General features: G+C 57.4%; 16 protein-coding genes. 8 read left to right on the plus strand and 8 right to left on the minus strand.

Annotated elements, in window-relative coordinates:
- The first annotated feature begins 240 nt into the window (after positions 1-240).
- Complete coding sequence (locus AD659_RS12900; protein ID WP_053121744.1) at positions 241-1,146, plus strand: DMT family transporter; 906 nt, start codon at positions 241-243, stop codon at positions 1,144-1,146.
- A 39-nt stretch (positions 1,147-1,185) separates the two neighbouring features.
- Entirely contained in the window at positions 1,186-1,797 is a 612-nt protein-coding gene (locus AD659_RS12905; protein ID WP_053121746.1) for a class I SAM-dependent methyltransferase, read from the plus strand.
- Between the two features lie 39 nt (positions 1,798-1,836).
- Here AD659_RS12905 and AD659_RS29250 read toward each other — a convergent pair whose 3' ends face one another.
- Positions 1,837-2,199 carry a glyoxalase superfamily protein gene (locus tag AD659_RS29250; RefSeq protein WP_082341907.1) on the minus strand — a complete coding sequence of 121 codons (363 nt, stop codon included), beginning with the start codon at positions 2,197-2,199 and terminating at the stop codon, positions 1,837-1,839.
- A gap of 193 nt (positions 2,200-2,392) precedes the next feature.
- On the opposite strand from AD659_RS29250, the gene AD659_RS29780 reads away from it, so the two are divergent.
- Together AD659_RS29780 and AD659_RS12915 are read left to right on the plus strand one after the other, a co-directional pair.
- Positions 2,393-2,611, plus strand: coding sequence for a LuxR C-terminal-related transcriptional regulator (locus AD659_RS29780; RefSeq protein ID WP_162277306.1), 219 nt, complete (start codon positions 2,393-2,395; stop codon positions 2,609-2,611).
- A 344-nt stretch (positions 2,612-2,955) separates the two neighbouring features.
- A complete protein-coding gene (locus AD659_RS12915) occupies positions 2,956-3,603 on the plus strand; it encodes a carboxypeptidase-like regulatory domain-containing protein (RefSeq protein WP_053121751.1) in 648 nt (215 codons plus the stop codon).
- Here AD659_RS12915 and AD659_RS12920 read toward each other — a convergent pair.
- From AD659_RS12920 to AD659_RS12930, 3 genes are all read right to left on the minus strand, one after another.
- Positions 3,598-5,451 (minus strand): HNH endonuclease family protein, encoded by a 1,854-nt coding sequence (locus AD659_RS12920; RefSeq protein ID WP_231987717.1) that lies wholly within the window; start codon positions 5,449-5,451, stop codon positions 3,598-3,600. The genes AD659_RS12915 and AD659_RS12920 overlap by 6 nt on opposite strands.
- Before the next feature lie 56 nt (positions 5,452-5,507).
- On the minus strand, positions 5,508-6,188 hold the full coding sequence (locus AD659_RS12925) for a peptidoglycan-binding domain-containing protein (RefSeq protein ID WP_053121754.1): 681 nt from the start codon (positions 6,186-6,188) through the stop codon (positions 5,508-5,510).
- Between the two features lie 427 nt (positions 6,189-6,615).
- A complete protein-coding gene (locus tag AD659_RS12930; RefSeq protein ID WP_053121756.1) occupies positions 6,616-7,125 on the minus strand; it encodes an Lrp/AsnC family transcriptional regulator in 510 nt (169 codons plus the stop codon).
- 199 nt (positions 7,126-7,324) lie between these two features.
- On the opposite strand from AD659_RS12930, the gene AD659_RS12935 reads away from it, so the two are divergent.
- From AD659_RS12935 to mdeB, 4 genes are all read left to right on the plus strand, one after another.
- Complete coding sequence (locus AD659_RS12935) at positions 7,325-8,341, plus strand: 1-aminocyclopropane-1-carboxylate deaminase (RefSeq protein ID WP_053121758.1); 1,017 nt, start codon at positions 7,325-7,327, stop codon at positions 8,339-8,341.
- A gap of 172 nt (positions 8,342-8,513) precedes the next feature.
- A complete protein-coding gene (locus AD659_RS12940; RefSeq protein WP_053121760.1) occupies positions 8,514-8,975 on the plus strand; it encodes a hypothetical protein in 462 nt (153 codons plus the stop codon).
- 56 nt (positions 8,976-9,031) lie between these two features.
- Entirely contained in the window at positions 9,032-9,451 is a 420-nt protein-coding gene (locus tag AD659_RS12945) for a hypothetical protein (RefSeq protein WP_053121762.1), read from the plus strand.
- Positions 9,448-12,150, plus strand: a complete 2,703-nt coding sequence (gene mdeB, locus AD659_RS12950) for an alpha-ketoglutarate dehydrogenase (protein WP_053121764.1) — start codon at positions 9,448-9,450, stop codon at positions 12,148-12,150. The genes AD659_RS12945 and mdeB overlap by 4 nt, the downstream gene beginning before the upstream one ends.
- Positions 12,151-12,352: 202 nt before the next feature.
- Here mdeB and AD659_RS12955 read toward each other — a convergent pair whose 3' ends face one another.
- From AD659_RS12955 to AD659_RS12970, 4 genes are read right to left on the minus strand one after another with little or no spacing between them, the layout of a single operon-like run.
- A complete protein-coding gene (locus AD659_RS12955) occupies positions 12,353-13,498 on the minus strand; it encodes a M20 family metallopeptidase (protein ID WP_053121766.1) in 1,146 nt (381 codons plus the stop codon).
- Positions 13,495-14,919, minus strand: a complete 1,425-nt coding sequence (locus AD659_RS12960) for a M20 family metallopeptidase (protein ID WP_053121767.1) — start codon at positions 14,917-14,919, stop codon at positions 13,495-13,497. The genes AD659_RS12955 and AD659_RS12960 overlap by 4 nt, the downstream gene beginning before the upstream one ends.
- Positions 14,916-15,905, minus strand: coding sequence for an ABC transporter ATP-binding protein (locus tag AD659_RS12965; RefSeq protein ID WP_053121769.1), 990 nt, complete (start codon positions 15,903-15,905; stop codon positions 14,916-14,918). Before AD659_RS12965 ends, AD659_RS12960 begins: the two co-directional genes overlap by 4 nt.
- The gene (locus AD659_RS12970; protein WP_053121772.1) at positions 15,902-16,918 is read right to left on the minus strand and encodes an ABC transporter ATP-binding protein; all 1,017 of its coding nucleotides are present in this window, start codon (positions 16,916-16,918) and stop codon (positions 15,902-15,904) included. Before AD659_RS12970 ends, AD659_RS12965 begins: the two co-directional genes overlap by 4 nt.
- Between the last annotated feature and the right edge of the window lie 2 nt (positions 16,919-16,920).

Below are 16,920 nucleotides of genomic sequence, written 5' to 3' on the forward strand. Positions count from 1 at the left end.
TGAGGACGTAAGTCCCAAGGATGGTTGATTTGAACCCAATATTTACTGGGCTTCATAGGCATGGCGCGTCAAGGGATAGGGGTGGGTGATAGCTGTCTGATGTGTATTCATCCTTCACGGGTCGCATGAATCTGGATGTTGACTATGCGCTGCTAGTAATGGCTGCACTAGTGATAACTCCAGTGACTCCTATGGCTGCTCATGTTGGAAGTGTGCAGCGCGCCTTGTCACGTGGGTACTATGAAAAGCAAAACAATTACGTCAAACGTTCTGCTCATGGGGGCTGCGATTATTTGGGGGTGTGCGTTTGTTCCTCAAAAAATTGGTATGGATTCGATTGGGCCTTTTTGGTTTACAGCAATACGCTTTACTGTCGGAACAATTTTAATACTACCTTTGCTGTATTTTGAGAAAGATACCGTCAAGCTCACTTCAAAGGATTGGATGAAAGGGGTTGCTGTAGGTGTCATCCTTTTTGGTGGTATAAATCTTCAGCAGGTGGCATTAATCTATGCGTCAGTAGCGAATACTGGATTTATCACTGGTCTCTACGTCGCGCTCGTACCTCTACTTTGCTTGTTTGCTGGACAGCGCCATGGCGCAGGACTTTGGGTCGGTGTAATTTTGGCGGTAATTGGTCTGTATTTGCTTAGTGTTCATGGTGCATTACAGGTTAATCCCGGCGACCTGCTTACATTGCTGAGTTCGCTTTTTTGGGCGTTACAAGTGATAGCTCTTTCTTCGTTCTGCCACAGCTTGCCGCCGATTAAGCTTGCGATAATCCAGTCAGGTACGTGCTTGCTAATGTCGTTGATGCTTGCACTTGTTGTAGAGCCTATATCCGGCCAGATGGTTCGAGACGCCTACATTCCGTTGCTATATGGAAGCGTGATGTCTGTCGCGGTGGGTTTTACCCTGCAGATTCTGGCTCAAAGACATATCAAGGCGGCACATAGCGCGATCATTCTTAGCACGGAGTCTGTGATCGCCGCAGTCGCAGCATGGGCAATTCTCGGAGAAACGCTTGGCGCCAGGGAGATTTTAGGATGCATCTTGATATTGGCGGGTACCCTCATTGCTCAATTTTCCGGTGCCCAGTTGAGCGCGTCCCCCGTGCCCAGTACAGAGGGAAGGCAAGTGACGTAAACGTCTGAATTTTTTATGCTTGAGACCAAGGAGAAGGTAATGTCCGCTTTAGAGAAAACTCTGTTGTCAGACGATGAGCGCGAGTCAATGACGGCTAATCCGGCAAGGCAGGACGAAGCATTTTTAAAAGGCGCCTATGCATATCTGTCCACTACCGCTTTGACTGCCAGATACTCTGTAATTTCCGGAATTATCGAAGAGCACAACTGCGACCGAATACTTGACATCGGTTGCTACACCGGAGGGTTAAGAGCTTCTCTGAATCGCCACAGGGCATACCACGGAATCGATATCTCAGCGCATGCGATATTAGAAGCTCAAAAGAGTTATTCCCATATTGAACATACTAGCTTTACCGTTGGCGATGTTCGTACAGTCAGGTTTCCCGAGGAAAGTTTCGCCTGCGTCGTATGGGCGGGTATCGGATTTGGTTATTCACAGGCTGACAATCAATCTTTTATAGATCTATTCGATAAAGCATGTGAGTTCTGTGGCGAAAATGGAATCTTGATTTTTGAATGCATAGAAGGATACTCCTGGATACAAACCCATATAGAGAGGGTGAGCAAAATTCTCAATGTGCTGCAGGTTACATATCCGTTGGCTACGGTTCATAACAAGCGCACATTATTTATATCTAGAAAAATTTGAATGCAAAAAAAGCGCTGCTATTTCTAGCAGCGTTTTTTTTTAGCTTAACTTGTTTTCCGTCAGTCTAAGTTGATTGCCAAAAGGATCGGCTATTTGCAGTGTGGTCGATGCTTCGGTATGACTTACAAATACAAGTTTTCCAGCGGGTAACCGGGTACGCAGTTCAAGATAAAACTGATCAATGCCTGATGCATGAACCATTACTACTGCGCCTGGCTCTGCATCACCTTCATGCTCGGTGAGATGTAGAACTAGTTTGTCTTTGCGGATTTGCAAATATACAGGATGGTTTCTCTGTTGATAGATCCAGTCTATTGTGAAACCCAGGCAATCAATGTAATGCTCTCGAGCGAGTCGTTCTGAGGAAATCCTGAAAACCGGTATGGCAGTTGCAAGTTCCATGCGTGCGTACCTGATGCTTATCCTTTCCTCAGATTACTTAAGTTGAAGTGGTAGATCAAGTGTGGCGTTAAACGAAATGGCAGTGCGTAATTGTCGCTAAGCGGCGAGCTCGCGAATGACGGTTTTCGTTGTCAGTTGTTGTTGTAAGATACAAACTCCGCTGCGGTCTCGCTCGCCCTAACGAAATCTAATATTGCTCAAATATCCAATTTCAGGCCTGCCGTCGCCGAAAGCACGTGAAGTGTTGCGCTGTTGTCAGGTAGGGACGTCGGTGCGTCAGATCGCCAAAAAGTACATGCGCAGCCTTAAGGCAAGCAGTGGGCAGAAGCAGCCGGCGTTGCGTAAGTTGAATATGCGTATGGGCAAGGAATTGTTAAAAATGTATCTGGGGTTTGGCGGATATTTGATCTGACCTTTGCCAGTCTGTGCGGCGTGCATGGTACATTCCGCCGCGTCGGTGAGCATACATGCAACTTCCTCGGTTCCTGGAGCGGCAATTGGCTGAAGGTGACCGAAGCCCGTCCTGCCGTGCAGGAAATAAAGTAGACCCCTTATATTTCAACGAGTCGGACACCAGATACGAGTCTCGTTTCTCGCTTCAGGATTCAGAAAAAAACCACTTGGATGAGTGGTTTTTTGTGCCTGAAAAATGCCTGCACGCTTGTCGACAGGCTGCTTTCGGCCGATGGCTGCTGAGCCAGGGTGTCTAGATCATCTACACTGCCTCTTCATCCTCCTGCCCAGGACTGGCAGCCCATGCGGATATGTTTTTTTGATGGCGCCGATCGCATCGAGTTGGGCCCGCGATCCAGCCTTGCTGACGCCCCGTCCATGCTGGGAGAGAGGAGCGGGGCGAGCAGGATCGAGTTGCGTGAGCCGTGGCAGGCAGACAGCTTTATTTGCCGACACTTTGCCGGGAGCGATGAGATACACCGTTTACGCGTGCTGTTATCTGCCTTGGAGTCTCTGGTCCATCTGCTGGACGATCATGAAGTTCGCCGCCAGGTAGCCAGCAAGCTATGGAGCGGGGAGCTGTGTGCTTACGTTTATCCATACCTGCGACCGATGCACGTTCGCGCACCGGCCTCAGGCGCTGTAGAAGAGGTTGTTGCGCCGGTGTCCGCCGCAACTCGCAAGCGTCTGCCGGTAGTAAAAGCCTCATCCGAATCTGCCAATCGAGCCGAGCCGGTAGCGCTGACATTCGTGGAGATCGAGTTGTTGGATATGCAGGGGCAACCCGTTGCAGGGGAGTCCTACGTCATTGCACTGCCCAACGGGACCCAGCACAGCGGTGTGCTTGACGAGCTTGGCCGGGCGAGGGTGGATGGCCTCGATCCGGGCAACTGTCAGGTGACGTTTCCGAAGCTGGACCGGCATGCGGTGGAGCGCTGGAAAGGCTCATGAACTGGAGCGCTGGCGGATATGCTGCCACGCGGCGTCCAGGTTCTGGGGCATGCCGGCGCGCTTGCGCAGCCCGGTGGCTTTCGGTGTGATCCAGGGTTTCGGTGGGGCTGGCAATGGAAATGGCAACACGTTTTCGGGAATATTGCCCATTTTCAAAGTGCCGATGGCCTCGGCAATTTCCGTCAGTGTGACGCGCATGCTACTGGTGCTATTGCTCATGTTTTCGTTCGCACAGGCCTGGCACCGACGGTCAAGTTCGGCGGTAAGCAACTCACCATCTTGCTCGATCTTGACCACTTCGCTGCACCAGGGCGCTGTCTGCCTCACGTTTGGATTCCGAGTGAACGCTTGCGTCGCTAACTGGAGTCTGGCGACGATCTGGTTGCAATGGGCGGTGAGGTCTTCTGCGAGATCCGGCCCGTATTCCGTCAGGTTTTTGTTTATCGCGTCTATCGCGCTGCTCCATGTGTCCTTGTTGCACTCGTAGGTTTCCAGTGCATTCCAGACATCATGGACATCGCGTTCGTGGTTCAGAAACGCCGTGACAAAAGCCGGGTCGTAACGGGGGTAGCCTTTTTGGTCCTGGTAAAATTTGGCGTGTAGGGCCATGACCTTTGCCAGGCGGTCCCGACAGACGTATTCGATGTGTGTTTGCTCAAAGCCGTCATCCCATAGCGGGGCATACGTATCAAGGGTGTTGCGCAACGCTTGCAGCGCCTTCATGTCCGCCTGATAGGTAGCCAGGATGACAGCATGCAGGCCGAGTCGGGGAAGTTCGTGGACGCTGCGGGTGGGTGGGGCATTCCCGCTTTGTGCGGCTTGCAGTTGAGTAATGTGTTCGCGCGACTGCATCACGTGCCTGGCCAGCTCCAGGCTCCAGCAGGCAAAGGCATCCATCGCCAAGGCCGAGAACGGCGCCTGGGGTGTCGTCGAGTAGTACAAGAACTCGATGGCCGAGCGGGTTTGATTCTCCGACACGGGGCAAGCGTCGGGGTACTTCACCTGGTAGCGTAATGTCGGCACCGTCAGGGTCTTGAACCACTCTTCTCCACGCTGCCATTTCAGAAACTCGATCGTCAGGTCGAGGCTGCGGGTCATCTCCAGAAACACGCCCCGCAACATCCCCAGGTGCCGCACGCGGGCGAACACAAGCTCCTTGCGGTTCAGGCCGAGCACAAGAATGTTCTTGCCACCTCTGTCACTCGTGGGCTGCATTTGTTGGTTCAGATCATTGAGCGGCGCGGGCAGGGCTTTCCCTGTCTCTGAATCGAAGCTGATGTGTTCGCGCGGATTTTCGGTGACAGGGTTGATCAATACCGGTTTTTCCACCTTGCTCGGGTTATTCCACGCGTCGTGTTGCGGTGGGGTGAAACGCCCCCATTCGTCGATGGCTTCCCAGAACTCGTCTTCGGTGTCGAAGTCGTCCAGGTTCGGCGGCGGAACCGTCAGGTTGTCCGGTATCACGTCGAAGTAGTTCTTCTTGTAGGTCTCGTTGCACTCCTTGCATGACCACAAGTGGTTGCTCCAGTCGTAAACGTATTGAAAATAGCCGAGGTTATCGAGTGCCTGGGCGCCCACTGGGACGAAACCGTCGTGGCGTTTTTTCGGCCGAAAGTGCTCGACATCCCCGCCTGCGGTGCTCATGAAGCGCGCCTCGCAAAAGGCACATTTGCCATGTTGGTCCACTTTCAGCAGCGCCTTGGCGTGAGGCGGCTTGTACTGCTCGTCGTCGATGACGATCTTCATCGAGCCCTTCGGGACACCTTTTGTTTTGGCGGCGCTGGTGCCTTTGGTGCAGAGGACCACCATTGCGCCAGCCCGGACCGCCTGCTGGACGTATTTTTGCATCTCAGCATGCGAGCGCTGTAGTGCGGGAGGGGCCGTTGGCGTTTTATGAACCCGGATCATAGGGAGGCCTCTCCGTGGTAGCCGTGGAGTGTCGCGCGTGCGGCATCGCTCAGTAACTCATCATCGTCGGGCAATCCGGCCTGCATCTTGAACGCACCGATGGCCGCGCGGGTCGCCTCATTTATCTGACCATCGCATTCGCCGTTGAAGTAGCCGAGGCCACGTAGACGTTGTTGCACCCCCTTCAGGGTGCTGATCGGGTCGAGCGCGCGGAGCTTCAGGTGGTAGTCGCGCAAGAAGCCGTCAAAGGCTACGCGAACGGTGATGTCATCGGCCGTTGGCTCCAGCGGCCAGACGATATCGCCGTTCGCTTCGGCCGTGCCACTCCCCAGCAGCGTGTCGCCACGCAGGACTTCGAAGTGGCGCGCCAGGCCTTGTCCGGCAAGGGCATAAGGACGGAACCTGAGCAGGGCAGGCGTGTTCAGCACGCGGAAGGTGTGTCTCTGCCCGGTGGCGTTCTGTTCGAAGGTCGCTGCCATGCGCGGGGGGACGAACAACTGATCGCCCGTCGCAAGCACCGTCCCGTCCGGGTGTTGACGGCGCAGGTCGGCATTGCGTGGATGCTCCCAGAGTGTCGAACGCGCATGTCCGTAGGCGTAGGCCACGCTGTCGACGCTATCGGTGGCCCCCAGTGTCAGGGCGATGCCGTCACCGCCAGGGTCCGATCTGGCATTCATACTGTCCATCCTTGTATGTCGCACTGTGGCAGTGTGTAGGAAATCGCGCTGATTTCAGCGGGCGATATAAACCTTAGTACGGATCGGGAACAGCAGACCGATAAAAAAGCGGCATAGCAAAACGGTTGACGCGACAACCAATCGACCCCAGGGCTCAGCCACGGCAGAAGCGACGCTATGACTCCGACCTAGTTATCCAAGAAATCCGTGAGTATGTCTGTGGATAACCGCGCCGATGCCAGGTAGGCAGCGCGTTTCAACGGGCGCTCAAAAAATGTACAGGCAGGTTGACATCATCTTCCGCCGTAGGCCATTGCGTTTAAACAGGGCGCGGAAAACCGGGACCCCCTTGCATACCGATCATGCGTGCTCACGGCACACCTATCACCGTACCAAACCCATGGCTGATGCGCCCATGATGTGAACCTCAAAGGGGGATGTGGGTGGTCGACAAGACCTGGCGCAACCCCATGAACGAGCGAATCTGGCGAACCCCGGGCAGGTAAAGCAATTGCTCCGCGTGGAGCCGGTTGAAGCTGTTGCTGTCCTTGGTGCGCAGCAACATGAAGTAGTCGAACTCCCCCGTCACCACATGGCATTCCATGCAGCCTGACACTTTTTGTGCGGCCGCCTCGAATGCGGCGAAGGATTCCGGTGTGGAGCGGTCCAGCACTACACCGATCAAGACCACCATCCCCGCATCCAGCGCTTCGTTGTCCAGCAGTGCGACGATGTCCTTGATCAGGCCGGCCTGCTTGAGCCGTTCAACGCGCCTGAGGCAAGCCGGGGCACTCAGTTTTACCTTCTCTGCAAGCGCCACATTGGAGATGGAGGCATCTCGTTGCAGGGCCTTGAGAATGGCGCGGTCGGTTCGATCCAGTGGCTGCGGCACCGCGGCTGTAGTGCCTGGATTCTTGTGAGTATTTGTTGCTTTCATGTCGAATTCCACACATTAAAAGTATGTTTGATTCTGATTTATTAAAATTATGTTTTTCCAAACGATGGAAACTTGCAACACATATTTTTTGAATTCTTCTTAATATTTAACTCATCGAAGCCCTCCTGAAAGAGCCTGGAATACGGCCCTTTTTCCTTTCGGTCTGGCGCTTGGATATCCAACATCAAGGAGCAGAGTCATGAACCTGAATCGTTTTGAACGTTATCCGTTGACCTTCGGTCCTTCGCCCATCACGCCCTTGAAGCGCCTGAGTAAACATCTGGGGGGCAAGGTCGAGCTGTATGCCAAACGTGAAGACTGCAACAGTGGCCTGGCCTTTGGTGGGAACAAGACACGCAAGCTCGAATACCTCATTCCCGAAGCGATCGAGCAAGGCTGCGATACGCTGGTCTCCATCGGTGGCATTCAGTCGAACCAGACCCGCCAGGTGGCCGCAGTCGCTGCCCACTTGGGCATGAAGTGCGTGTTGGTGCAGGAAAACTGGGTGAACTATTCCGACGCGGTGTATGACCGGGTAGGCAACATCGAGATGTCGCGAATCATGGGCGCTGATGTACGGCTTGACGCAGCAGGCTTCGATATTGGCATTCGGCCAAGTTGGGAAAAAGCCATGAGCGATGTCGTGGAGCAGGGCGGCAAACCGTTTCCGATCCCGGCGGGTTGTTCCGAGCACCCCTACGGCGGCCTCGGTTTCGTCGGTTTTGCCGAAGAAGTGCGGGAGCAGGAAAGGGAACTGGGCTTCAAGTTTGACTACATCGTGGTCTGCTCGGTGACCGGCAGTACGCAGGCGGGCATGGTGGTCGGTTTCGCGGCTGACGGTCGCTCGAAGAATGTGATTGGCATCGATGCTTCGGCCAAGCCGGAACAGACCAAGGCACAGATCCTGCGCATCGCCCGCCACACGGCTGAGCTGGTGGACCTGGGGCGCGAGATTACCGAAGAGGATGTGGTGCTCGATACGCGCTTCGCCTACCCGGAATATGGCTTGCCCAACGAAGGCACATTGGAAGCCATCCGACTGTGCGGCAGCCTTGAAGGCGTGCTGACTGATCCGGTGTACGAAGGCAAATCGATGCACGGCATGATTGAAATGGTGCGTCGTGGTGAATTCCCCGAAGGCTCGAAAGTGCTTTACGCGCACTTGGGCGGGGTGCCGGCGCTGAACGCCTACAGCTTCCTGTTTCGTAACGGCTAAGTGTAGCGCTGCTTTTGGAGTCATCCGTGGGAGCCCCTGTGGGTGCGAGCTTGTTCGCGATTGCGTTGGTTCAGCGCCTACAGAGGTAACTGACAAATCGCTGTCGCGAGCAAGCTCGCTCCCACAGGGAATTGCGTCAGCCAGGCTCAGGAATCACGCTGGGAGTACCACCATGCATGCGTTATCGCAGTCTGCAATCTGGGTGAAAGAACCACTGGCGGATACCGGCGTTGTCATCGTGACCAGCGCCGCGTTGCCCAAGTACATGATTGACACGTTGCACATGGCGATCGACGACTGGGACCAGGTTGCCTATCTGGTGGTCCAGCAATCCAGGGCATTCATGCACGACTGGCTGCAGTTTGGGGCCCACTCGATAGAGCCGGTGCCGGCTAGCACCTGTCGGGCCAGCCAACTGTTGCGCGGCGTATCCAAAGGCTGCTTTTTACTGGATATCGAAGACACCCCAATACCCCGTCTCACCTGGCTGGGATCAGTCTGCGGACACCCGCTGCGTGTCCTCAAATTGGGAGAGGCAGCCTCCCAGGCAGCGATTGATACACAGGTGGAAGAGATTTTATCGGTGACCCGGACACTGGTAAAAAGCGGGTTGCAGGAACGTTGTTTCAGCTAGCAAACGTCATCGCCATTCACGCCTGAATTTTTTATCCAAATAGAAAGGCCACACCCATGAGCCGATCTGCCGACTGTCGTTCCAAAACCCTGAAGTGGATGCGTGAGCCTTCGAACGGTACACGTATCGTGGTCATCGTGTCTGCCATGGACAGCGATCATATTGACCTGATGCATCACGGGTTCAGCTGTTTTGACAATATCGCGCTGGTACAGGTTGAGCCTTCGGATATGGGGGCGCACAAGTGCGTTGAAGTACACGTCGCGGGGTGTGATTACAGCTTTCTGGTTTGCGGTGAACTTGAAGAATCTCTGTTAAGCCATCTTTCCATTGGCAATCCGTGCATCTACCAGATAGGGCAAGGCAGCTGGGCCGTGCGCTCCGTGATTGAAGCGGTAGAGCAGGTCAAGAAACTCGCCCGATTGAGCTATTCGCGCCTTGAAACGTCACCCGACATTTGCAGGATAAGCCCATGAACGATCTGTCCGATATTCATGCCCAACTGCTGGGCCAGACCATTGAAGATGCGCAAGAAGTGGCTGAATGGCGGGACGCCTTGCTCTCGGTTATTGCCCATAGCGGCACGGCTCAGGCCAAACAGATTCTCGACATGCTGGTGACTGTGGCAAGCGCCTCGGACATCGGTTGGCGGCCCAGCCATGGCACGCCTTACATCAATACCATCGGTGTTGAGCGCCAACCGGTTTTTCCAGGGGACCTGGCCATCGAAGAACGGCTGGCCTCGATCATGCGCTGGAATGCGTTGGCCATGGTTGCCAGGGCCAACCTCGCCTATGGTGAATTGGGCGGCCATATTGCCAGTTATGCCAGCGCGGCGGATTTGTTCGAAGTGGGCTTCAACCATTTTTTCAAAGCGCGGACCGACAGTAGCGGTGGCGATCTGGTGTTCTATCAGCCGCATTCGGCGCCCGGGGTCTATGCGCGGGCGTTCCTTGAGGGACGCCTGGAAGAAAAGGACCTGCTGCATTACCGGCAAGAGATCGGCGCACGTGCCAAGGGTGCCCGAGGGTTGTCGAGTTACCCGCATCCTTGGTTGATGCCGGACTTCTGGCAGTTTCCGACGGGCTCCATGGGCATTGGTCCGATCAGCTCGATCTACCAGGCGCGTTTCATGCGTTACCTGGAACATCGTGGCCTGCAAGACTCCTCGGGTCGAACCGTCTGGGGCGTGTTTGGCGACGGGGAAATGGATGAGCCGGAAAGCATGTCGGCACTGACGGTGGCCGCGCGGGAAGGGCTGGATAACCTGGTCTGGGTGGTCAATTGCAACCTGCAACGGCTGGACGGGCCGGTTCGTGGTAATGGTCGCATCGTCGACGAGTTGGAGGCGTTGTTTGGTGGTGCAGGATGGAACGTCATCAAACTGGTCTGGGGGGCCGACTGGGACAGTTTGTTTGCCCGCGATACAGAGGGCGCGCTGGTCAAGGCGTTATCCAGCACCGTCGATGGGCAGTTCCAGACGTTCGCGGCCAAAGACGGGTGCTTTAACCGGGAACATTTTTTTGGCCAGAACGAGGCATTGGCCCAGCTGGCACACGGCCTGACGGATGAGCAGATCGACCGCCTGAAACGGGGCGGTCACGACATGGTGAAGATCTTCGCCGCCTATCAAAGCGCACTGCGCGAAGGCAACAAGCCCACCGTGATTCTGGCGCAGACCAAGAAGGGCTTCGGCATGGGTGATGCCGGACAGGGCAAGATGACCGTGCACCAGCAGAAGAAGCTCGACAGGGAGGCGCTGATCGCCTTCCGCAACCGTTTCAACCTGCCGCTGACCGATGAACAGGCCGCCTCGTTGAGCTTCTTCAAGCCCGATGAAGACAGTGCTGAAATGCGCTATCTGCATGAGCGTCGGCGTGCATTGGGCGGGTACATGCCATCGCGGCCTTCGACCGCCGAATCATTGGCGGTGCCTGATATCAGCAGCTATGGCGGGTTTGCCATTGCCGCCGACGGCAAGGAAATGTCCACCACCATGGCGTTCGTTCGAATGCTCGGTGGTTTGCTGCGGGACAAACAACTGGGCCCGCGTATCGTGCCGATCGTGGCGGATGAAGCGCGTACGTTCGGCATGGCCAGCCTGTTCAAGCAGATCGGCATTTATTCCAGCGTGGGACAGCGATATGAGCCGGAAGACATCGGTTCGATCCTGAGCTACCGAGAAGCGCTGGACGGCCAGATTCTCGAAGAGGGCATCAGCGAGGCCGGGGCGATCAGTTCCTGGGTTGCGGCGGCGACCAGCTATTCGGTGCATGGCTTGCCGATGCTGCCGTTCTACATCTACTACTCGATGTTCGGCTTCCAGCGCATCGGCGACCTGATCTGGGCGGCGGCGGATCAACGGGCCCGTGGCTTTCTGCTCGGGGCCACCGCCGGCCGCACGACATTGGGCGGTGAAGGTCTGCAGCACCAGGACGGCAACAGTCATCTGATGGCGGCGATGGTCCCCAATTGCCGGGCTTACGATCCGGCATTCGCCGGTGAGTTCGCGGTGATCCTGGATCACGGCATGCGCCAGATGCTGGAACGTCAGGTGGACGAGTTTTATTACGTCACCCTGATGAACGAGAACTACCCGCAACCCAACCTTCCTGAAGGCGTCGAACAGGCGATTATCAAGGGCATGTATCGGTTCGCCCGGCATGAAGTCGAGGCTGCGCGTGGACGTGTCCAGTTGTTGGGTTCCGGTGCCATCCTGCGCGAAGTGATTGCCGCCGCCGAGTTGCTGACCAGCGATTGGGGGGTCGACAGTCAGGTCTGGAGCGTGACCAGCTTCACCGAGTTGGCCCGTGATGCCCGTGAAGTGGAGCGCTGGAATCGACTGCATCCTGGACAATCTCCCCGATGCAGCCATGTTCAGGCGTCGCTCAACGACTCGGCGCCGATCATTGCCTGCACGGACTACGTTCGCGCCTTGCCGCAGTTGATCGCCAGTTATCTCGATGCCCGCTACACCGTACTTGGCACCGATGGATTTGGTCGCAGCGATACCCGCGACCAGTTGCGCAGGTTCTTCGAAGTGGACCGCTACCAGATCGTCTTGAGTGCGCTGACTGCACTGGTGCACATGGGGCGCCTCGATGCCAGTGTGTGTGCTGAGGCCATTGAGCGGTACGCCATTGATGTGGACGCGGTGGCCCCCTGGGACGCTTGATTTCAATAGGGGGGGTATATCCGTTGTTGCGGTAACGGCCGCTTATGGTTCCGCTCTTACAGCGGCTCACTTTTGCGCTCTTCAAAAGTGAGCCGCTGTAAGAGCGGAACCGCCAGCCGCCGTTACCAAAAAAACGGATATACACACCACCCATCCGGAAAAACGCGAATAGATTTCCCCCCCAAAAAAAGCTTCAACTACCCTAGCCAACAGCCAGAATAGTCGCCACCAACGCCAGAGCGCGAGGCACCAGCGTATCCAGTTCCAGGTACTCACGCTCGGTATGAACCTTGCCACCCACCGGCCCCAGCCCACACAGCGTCGGAATGCCCAGGCTGGCAGTGAATCCAGAGTCAGCACAACCACCGGTGAACTCGCCCTCCACACTGAAACCCAGCGCCAATGCCTTTTGTTGGTAGATGTGCAGCAGCCGTTCGCTGTGACGGGCTTCCATCGGCAGGAAAGTAGTCGCTTCCTTGAGGATGGCGCGGGTGCCGATCAGCTCTTCTTCCGCGACGATGCCCAGGATCGCGGTAAAAATCTGATCCCAGTGCTCGAGTTCAATGAAGCGCACGTCCAGCCGGGCGGAGGCGCTAGGCGCGACGGTGTTGCTGGAGGTGCCACCGGCTATCAGGCCAACATTGGTCGTAATGCCTGCCGCGTAATCGGTCAAGGCATGCAGCTTGACGATCTTGCGCGCCAGGGCTTCGATGGCACTGGCACCGTCGGCATGGTTGACCCCGGCATGCGCCGCGCGGCCGCAGACTTCGATGATCAGCGTGGCGCCCCCTTTGCGTGCGCTGACCACGTTGCCGCTGGCCCGGCCGGGTTCGGTATTGAGTACGGCACGGGCGCCACGGGCGGCTTTTTCGATATGGATCCTGGCGCTGCCGGAGCCGATTTCTTCGTCACCGGTGTACAGAACCTGCACCGGATAGGGCAGCTCACCGGCGCGCTTGAGTGCCTTGAGCGCGAAGCAGTTGAGCACTAGGCCGCCTTTCATGTCGGCGACGCCGGGGCCATAGGCGAGGTTGGCGTCGCGGCTGTAGCCGCGACTCGTGGTGGTGCCTTTGGGGAACACCGTGTCGCGATGGCCCAGCAACAGCACCGGCTTTCCAGGTGCGCCTGGCACTTCTGCGAGCAGCACGTCGCCAAAATCGTCGACCGGCATGCGCTTGAGCAGGATGCCGTCGGCTTCCAGTTCAGCCGCCAGCAGCGCCCCCACCGCGTCGACGCCCGCCTTGTCATAGCTGTTGGAGTCGGTGTCAACGATACGTTGTAGCAGCGACTCCATGGCGTGGCGCTGGCCGGCAAGCCAGTCCAGCGCCTGTTGTGGCGTGGCGCTCATTGCGCCTGCTCCCGCATGTGATGTTCCTCAGTCAGGCGTGCCGCATCGTCGCCCAGGTCCCAGAACAGACCGGCCATGATTTGCAGGCTTTCCTTGACCACCGGTGCCAGCAAGTGCTCGTTCGGCGCATGTTGCGAACAGGCCGGGTACGAGTGCGGCACCCACAAGGTTGGCAGGCCGAGCACGTCCGCGAACACGTCGTTGGGCAGCGAGCCCCCGAGGTTTGGCAGCAGCGCAGGTTTTTTGCCGGTGGTCTGTGTCAGTGAGCTGAGTGCCCAATTGACCCACGGGCTTTGCGGGTCCAGCCGAGTGGCATGCATCACATCGATGCGGCTTTGTTTGACCTCGACATTACTGAAGCCATGGGCATCCAGGTGGGCACGAACCGCCGGGATGAAGGTCGTGTAGTCGCTGTTCACCACGAAGCGGATATGGCAGTGGGCATTGGCTTTGCCAGGGATCGCATGCACGGGGGCGTCCGGGTTGCCGGTCTTGAAGGCGATGACGTCGAGGGTGTTCCAGCCGAACACCTTTTCGCTCAATGAGAGCTGCGGGTTGCCCCAGTTGGCGTCGATTTCCGGATCGCCCGGGCCACCACCCACTTCAATATCAGCCAGTGCCTGGCGAACCGGCTCCGGCAATGTCTCGGGCTGCAGGCCTGCCACTTTCACCCGGCCCTGTTCATCGACCATGCTGGCGATGGCATTGGCCAGAATGATGCCGGGGTTGGCCAACAAGCCGCCCCAGTTGCCAGAGTGATGGGCGCCTTCGCGCAAATTGACGACCAGCTCGAAGTTGAACACCCCGCGTGAACCGAGAAAAATCGTCGGTCGTGATGCCGCCAGGCGCGGGCCGTCCGAGGCGATGAAAATATCCGCGGCGAGCTCTTCGCTGTGGGCGGCACAGAACGCGTTCAAGCCCGGCGAGCCTTCTTCTTCGCCCATTTCCAGCAACAGTTTGACGTTAAAGCCCAGCTTGCCGCCGCGCGCCTTGAGCGTTTGCTCCAGTGCGGTCAGGTTGATCAGGTGCTGGCCTTTGTTATCCGCCGTGCCGCGGCCGTACCAGCGATCGCCTTCGACAGTGACTTGCCACGGGGACAGGCCTTCACGCCATTGGGCTTCATAGCCGCGCACCACATCACCGTGGCCGTAGCTGAGCACAGTCGGCAGTTCTGGATGTTCGATGCGTGTGGCGATCATGAAGGGGCCACGCTCTGCCACCGGGTTGTCATAGATCTTGACGCTGAAGCCCATCGCCTCGACATGCGGGGTGATGAAGTCATTGAGGTAGCGATACAGCTCGGGCTGGCTGTCCGTTGCCTGGCTTTCGGTGTGCAAGGCGACGCTGCGTTCGAGTAGATTGAAAAATGCACCGTTGTCGAATTGCGCGGTGGTGTTGCTGATGGCCAATGAGCGACTCATGAGTGGACAAGCTCCAGTGTTTGGGCAGGACTGTCGTGAAGGTGGCAACGCACGTTGCCGCCGATAATGGAATCATTGGCCGGGTAGGCCGTTTTGCACGGTGCGAAGCAGCTCGGGCAGCGCGGGTGAAACGCGCAACCGGACGGCGGTGACATCGGATTGGGAAAGGTGCCATGCAAGCCGATATCGGGAATGCCCAGGCGCGGGTCGGGCGTGAGCACCGAATCCAGCAAGGCACGGGTATAAGGATGACCGGGTTCGGCGAACAACGATTCACGTGTGCGTTCTTCGACGATGCGCCCCAGGTACATCACCGCCACCCGGTCGGCGAGGTGTTCGATGACCGCGAGGTTGTGGCTGATCAGCAGATAGGTCAGGCCAAATTCACGCTTGAGGTCTTGCAGCAGATTGAGAATCTGCGCCTGCACCGACACATCCAGTGCTGACGTGGGCTCGTCGCAGATCAACACATCGGGACGCATGATCAGCGCCCGCGCGATCGCGACCCGCTGGCGTTGTCCGCCGGACAACTGGCTCGGGTAGCTGTCGATCACGCGCTTGGGCAGGCCGACCACATCCAGCATCGCTTCGGTCTTCTTGCGCCGCTCGGCGGGGCTGTCGATGTCATGCACGATCAGCGGCAGGGTAATGATTTCGCGCAGCGTCTTGCGTGGGTTCAGCGAGGAATACGGGTCCTGGAATATCGGCTGGATGTGCCGGGACATTGCCTTGCGATCCGTCGCCGCCAGATGCTTGCCATTGACCAGCACATCGCCGCTGGTAGGCGGCAATAGACCGAGCAGTAGCTTTGCCAGGGTACTTTTTCCGCAACCGGACTCACCGACCAGACCGAGGGTCTCGCCACGCATCAGACGCAGGGAAACGCCATCCACGGCTTTCAGGGTGGCGGCGGGTTTGAAAAAGCCCTGGTTGATCCGAAACTCGCGGCGGATGTCGCACAGCTCCAAAGCGATGTCTTTTTTCATGACCTTGCGCGCTCCTGAAGGCGAATCGGAGCCGGGGCCGGTGCGGCGAACAGGCAGCGCGCCATGTGTCCGTCCTGTTCGACTTCGGGGACGTCTTGCGCGCAGGCCGGTATCGCCTGACCGCAACGATTGCGGAACGCACACCCTTGTTGTTCGCCTACCAGGCTTGGCACCAGGCCTGGAATCGAACCCAGCGCCGCTCCCGGTTTGGTCTGGCCAGGGATCGGAATACTCGCCAGCAGACCACGGGTGTACGGATGCTGCGGGTTCTCGAACAGTTGCAGGGCAGGGGCGGTTTCAACGATTTCCCCGGCATACATCACGGCAACCCGATCGGCGATCCGTGCCACCAGCCCCAGGTCGTGAGTGATGAAGATCACCGCCAGGCCGAGTTCTTTCTGAATGTCGCGAATCAAGCGCAGGATCTGCGCTTGAATGGTCACGTCCAATGCGGTGGTTGGCTCATCGGCGATGATCAGGTCAGGTTCGCACATCAACGCCATGGCAATGATCACCCGCTGGCGCAAACCGCCAGACAGTTGATGCGGATACTGCCGCAAGCGTTCGGTGGCATTGCTGATCCCAACTTTCTCCAGCATCTGCCCGGCGCGAACCAGGGCATCCTTGCGCGACACCTTGCGATGCCGGGTCAGCACTTCGCTGAGCTGATCGCCAATACTGTAGGCTGGGTTCAGCGAGGTCATCGGTTCCTGGAAGATCATCGCCAGACGGTTGCCGCGCAGGTCGCACATGTGCCGTTCGCTCTGGCCGATCATGTCGATACCGTCCAGCGTCAGCCGAGACGCCGTGCGTTGGGCCTTGCGTGGCAACAGGTCCATCAGCGCCAGCGACGTCAGGGATTTACCGCAGCCGGATTCGCCGACGATGCACAGCATTTCACCGCGCTCGACTTCAAAATTCAGGCCGCGCACGGCATGCAGCAGGTCATCCGGCGTCGGGCTGTTGCCCATGGGGATATCCACGCGCAGGTTTTCTACATGGAGTAGTGCCATGT

Source organism: Pseudomonas thivervalensis (assembly GCF_001269655.1).
Taxonomy (GTDB): domain Bacteria; phylum Pseudomonadota; class Gammaproteobacteria; order Pseudomonadales; family Pseudomonadaceae; genus Aquipseudomonas; species Aquipseudomonas thivervalensis.